General features: G+C 61.3%; 3 protein-coding genes. 2 read left to right on the top strand and 1 reads right to left on the bottom strand.

Annotation, left to right across the window (positions count from 1 at the left end; all coding sequences use genetic code 11):
• Positions 1-328: 328 nt before the first annotated feature.
• Positions 329-1,726 (top strand): sugar porter family MFS transporter, encoded by a 1,398-nt coding sequence (locus A2J02_RS13370; RefSeq protein ID WP_068050626.1) that lies wholly within the window; start codon positions 329-331, stop codon positions 1,724-1,726.
• Position 1,727: 1 nt separating this feature from the next.
• The gene (locus A2J02_RS13375; protein ID WP_068050627.1) at positions 1,728-1,997 is read left to right on the top strand and encodes a YciI family protein; all 270 of its coding nucleotides are present in this window, start codon (positions 1,728-1,730) and stop codon (positions 1,995-1,997) included.
• Here A2J02_RS13375 and A2J02_RS13380 read toward each other — a convergent pair.
• Positions 1,967-3,334, bottom strand: coding sequence for a glycosyltransferase 87 family protein (locus tag A2J02_RS13380; protein ID WP_068050628.1), 1,368 nt, complete (start codon positions 3,332-3,334; stop codon positions 1,967-1,969). The two genes, A2J02_RS13375 and A2J02_RS13380, sit on opposite strands and share 31 nt — an antisense overlap.
• Between the last annotated feature and the right edge of the window lie 334 nt (positions 3,335-3,668).

Here is a 3,668-nt window from a genome sequence, read left to right on the forward strand (position 1 = left end):
CGGCGCGTACGGTCGCGCGATGCGAGACGGAACGCTGGTCACCACGACCGAGTCGGATCACGGTCTCCAGACCTTCGATCAATGGTCGGCCGCCCAGGCGCGCTAGCCACCCGCCGCCGAACTCGAAGCTGTGGACGACTTTCGGCAGTTTTCCGTCCACAACTTCGAGTTCGACAGACGGAATATCGGACAATTCACCTTTTTCGGTGAGCCGATTCCTGTACGCCACGAATATCGAGTCGATTTCGCTCCCATTCCGTCGGTGCGAGGACGATGATGGCGATCGACCACCAAGGATGCTGGTTCACCTCGAAAGCTGGGTCACGTGATGACGCAATCCACCGATCGGCACACTGCCAAAGTCATCGGAGTCACGATTGCCGCCGCTGTCGGCGGCTTCCTGTTCGGGTTCGATTCGTCCGTCGTCAACGGCGCGGTGGACTCCATCCAGGAGAACTTCGCACTGTCGTCGTTCGTCACCGGCTTCGCAGTGGCCATCGCACTTCTCGGTTGTGCGGTCGGTGCCTGGTTCGCCGGCCGGCTCGCCGACAGCTGGGGCCGAAAGAAGGTGATGCTGCTCGGTTCCGCACTGTTCACCGTCTCGTCGGTGGGATCCGGGTTCGCGTTCAGCGTCCCGGATCTCATGCTCTGGCGTGTACTCGGCGGCCTGGGCATCGGCATCGCATCGGTGATCGCGCCCGCATACATCTCGGAGATAGCCCCGGCCCGCTATCGAGGTGGATTGGCCTCGCTGCAGCAGCTGGCCATCACCATCGGAATCTTCGCTGCTCTGCTGTCGGACGCGGTGCTGCAGAACGCGGCAGGTGGGCCGTCGAACGACCTGTGGTTCGGACTCGAGGCCTGGCGATGGATGTTCCTCGTCGGCGTCGCACCGGCACTCGTCTACGGCTTTCTCGCCACGCTGATTCCCGAGTCGCCCCGATACCTCGTCGGAAAACATCTCGACGAGGAAGCGGCCCGCATTCTGGGAGACATCACCGGCGAGGTGAACCCGAACGAGAGGGTGAAACAGATCCGACTGACCTTGCGTCGGGAATCGAAATCATCCTTCGCCGATATCCGTGGACCGAAGTTCGGGCTGCACCCGATCGTCTGGGTCGGTATCACCATGGCCATCCTGCAGCAGTTCGTCGGAATCAACGCAATTTTCTACTATTCGACGACTCTGTGGAAGTCCGTCGGCTTCAGCGAGAATCAATCGTTCGTCACCTCGGTCATCACTTCCGTCATCAATGTCACGATGACATTCGTCGCCATCTTGTTCGTCGACCGATTCGGCCGACGAAATCTGCTCATGATCGGCTCGATCGGAATGTTCGTCGGCCTCGTACTCGCGGCCGTCTCGTTCAGCCAGGCAGTGGGTAGCGGGGACCAACTCGAATTGCCATCGCCCTGGGGCCCTGTGGCTCTCGTCGGTGCCAACCTCTTCGTCGTGTTCTTCGCCGCAACCTGGGGCCCGATCATGTGGGTGATGCTCGGAGAGATGTTCCCCAACCGAATGCGAGCAGTCGCACTCGGTATCAGTACTGCCGCGAACTGGATTGCCAACTTCGCCATCACACTCGCGTTTCCGCCGTTGTCCGACACCATCGGACTCGGATTCATCTATTCGTTCTTTGCGTTCTTCGCGATCGTGTCCTTCTTCTTCGTCAAGTACAAGATCAAGGAAACCAAAGGAATGGAGCTCGAGGACATGGAGATCTGACATGCCGATGTTCGTCGTCGAATACGCGTACACCCCCGAGACCTCCTCGGGCCGTGACGATCACCGCACCGATCATCGCGCCTGGTTGCGAGAACTCGAGCGCCGCAAGATCCTCCGATCGTCGAGCCCGCTCGCCGATCACAGTGGTGCCACGATGATCGTCGAAGGCACCGACAAAGCAAGTGTGCAGCGGATGTTCGCACACGACCCCTTCGCCCTGGCCCATCTGATAGATCGCGTTCAGATCGAAGAATTGGCCGCCGGGACGTAACGGATCGTCGAGTCCTTGCGCAATCCTGTCGCCGCTACCGCCAGAACGATCACGTAGACAACGCAATACGCGTTCCGCAGTCCTCCGTCGAGAATAGGCGATACGGACTGCATGAACGTGCCGATCACCACCACATCGGCCTGAGTGCGATACCAGGCCACGAAAGGCGCGGTCGCGGCGAGCACTCCGAGAACACGGAGGATGCGGTGTCGTGTGCTCGACCGCGAACACGCGTCGAGTCCGATCATCAGCAACGGAACGCACCACACCCAGTGATGGCCCCAGGAGAACGGCGAAACCATCGGGGCCGTGAGACCGCACAGCGTCATCGCCAGCAGTGTTCTACCCGCCCGGTGAGCTCGATACGAGACCCACATCCCCGCGGCAAGGACAACCACCGCCACCGGCAACCACACCAACACAGGCGGATGCTCGGTTCCCCACGCCCGCGCCACCATCCCCCGAACCGACTGATTCGCGGGAGACGTGGTCGACCCCACCCGGTCCGAAGCGAGGATCGCGGAGGTCCAATAGCGCCACGCGTCGGAAAACACGACCACGCACCCGATCAGCACCGTGACAAGACCGGTGACGGCCGCGGTCCATGCCGTTCGCCACTGCTTCTGCACGATCGACATGACGACGAACAGGCCCGGGGTCAGCTTCAGACCGGCCGCAATTCCGACACCGAACCCTCGGAACCTACTGCCCTCGGGCCGACCGAGATCCCAGAGCACCAAGGCGAGCAACAGCAGATTGATCTGGCCCAACCACAACGACATGCGCACCGGCTCGAGCCACGAGCAGCCCACTGCAAGAGCCACACTCACCACCTTGGTCCGCGTGCTGTTCTCGTAACCGAGTCGACGCCAGCTGAGATAGACCACTCCGTAGAGCAACACGACGTTGGATATGTTCACCAGCAATCCGGTGGCGGTATCGGACAGCAAGCCCAGAGGCGCGAACAGCACCGCGGCGAACGGCGGATACGTGAACGGCAGCGTGCCGAACAACGAGAACGAGTACAGCCCTTCGCCACTGAGCACGGTTGCGCCGCCGTGCCGGTAGACGAGAGCGTCGACACCGTTGCCGAACAATCCGTACAACGAGTCGAACGACAGCAAACGATCGTGAGCAGCGAATGCCACCACACCGATCACTGCCGACATCGCCACGAACCACCGCGAATGCCGTCGCTCCACCCCGTCGTTCCGGGAATCCAGAGCAGGAGTGCGATCCACGGGTTCGACGGCAGCCCAGTCGGAGTCACCGTCACCGAGAGCCGGATCGATTCGGCTGTCCGAGACGTCGGTTCTACCGTCGAAGACGAGGGTCATGGACAAAACATGCCAGTCGTCCCGGTTTGTCCAGCGACGACACACCAGTCACACAGGTCACATATTCGCAAAGAAAATTATCGTCACTCGGCAACGCAACGGTGGGAACCGTCGGTGCTCTTCTCACTCGTGATGACGAGTACCGATGGCAGTCGCGGGCGCGGTGACCGGACGCCGCGGGTTCTACGGCGTCGACGTCCGGCGGGAAGCCGGCGTCAGAGGCTCTTGACCCAGTGCGAAACCCGCTGTACGACGTCCTCGCAGGTGAGACCGAGTTCGTGGTGAAGCTGTTCGCGCGATGCATGGTCCAGAAATCGTTGTGGCACACCGAGAT

The sequence above is a fragment of the Rhodococcus sp. EPR-147 genome, assembly GCF_001647185.1.
GTDB lineage: Bacteria > Actinomycetota > Actinomycetes > Mycobacteriales > Mycobacteriaceae > Rhodococcoides.